Genomic DNA, 534 nt, shown 5'->3' with positions numbered 1-534 from the left:
GATTGTTTATTGACGTTTTGCTGTTCAGTTTTCAAGGTTCAAAATTCAAAGTTAAAAATTATGGAGCGGGTGAAGGGAATCGAACCCTCATCATCAGCTTGGAAGGCTGAGGTTTTACCACTAAACTACACCCGCATAAAGTTTGTATTATATAGAAGAAAAAGATTGGCGCGCCCGAGAGGACTCGAACCTCTAACCGCTTGATTCGTAGTCAAGTACTCTATCCAATTGAGCTACGGGCGCAATCGGAATACGCTATGGTGCGGCCGAGAAGAGTCGAACTTCCACGGGATTTCTCCCACTAGGCCCTCAACCTAGCGCGTCTGCCATTCCGCCACGACCGCATATTATTTTAGAGACAAATTATATTATAACCATTCGTTGACCTTAAGTCAACAATAACCTTTGAGAATCAATCGGCAATATATTCATCTTTTTTATTCTATATAAATAAAAATGGCTGGGGTACCTGGATTCGAACCAGGGCATGACGGGATCAAAACCCGTTGCCTTACCGCTTGGCTATACCCCAAT

4 tRNA genes are annotated in these 534 nt (G+C 43.3%); all 4 read right to left on the bottom strand.

The annotated features are described in order from the left end of the window. Positions 1–61: 61 nt before the first annotated feature. Positions 62–135, bottom strand: a tRNA-Gly gene (locus CXF70_RS06720). Positions 136–166: 31 nt separating this feature from the next. Then, a tRNA-Arg gene (locus tag CXF70_RS06715) sits at positions 167–243 on the bottom strand. A 15-nt stretch (positions 244–258) separates the two neighbouring features. Beyond that, positions 259–344, bottom strand: a tRNA-Leu gene (locus CXF70_RS06710). 113 nt (positions 345–457) lie between these two features. Beyond that, positions 458–532: transfer RNA gene (locus CXF70_RS06705), tRNA-Gln, on the bottom strand. Between the last annotated feature and the right edge of the window lie 2 nt (positions 533–534).

Origin of the sequence: Planomicrobium sp. MB-3u-38, from assembly GCF_002836425.1 — a bacterium.
In the GTDB taxonomy this organism is placed as follows: domain Bacteria; phylum Bacillota; class Bacilli; order Bacillales_A; family Planococcaceae; genus Planococcus; species Planococcus okeanokoites.
The sequence above is the reverse complement of the archived record's forward strand: the minus strand, read 5'-3'. Positions and strand labels throughout refer to the sequence as shown.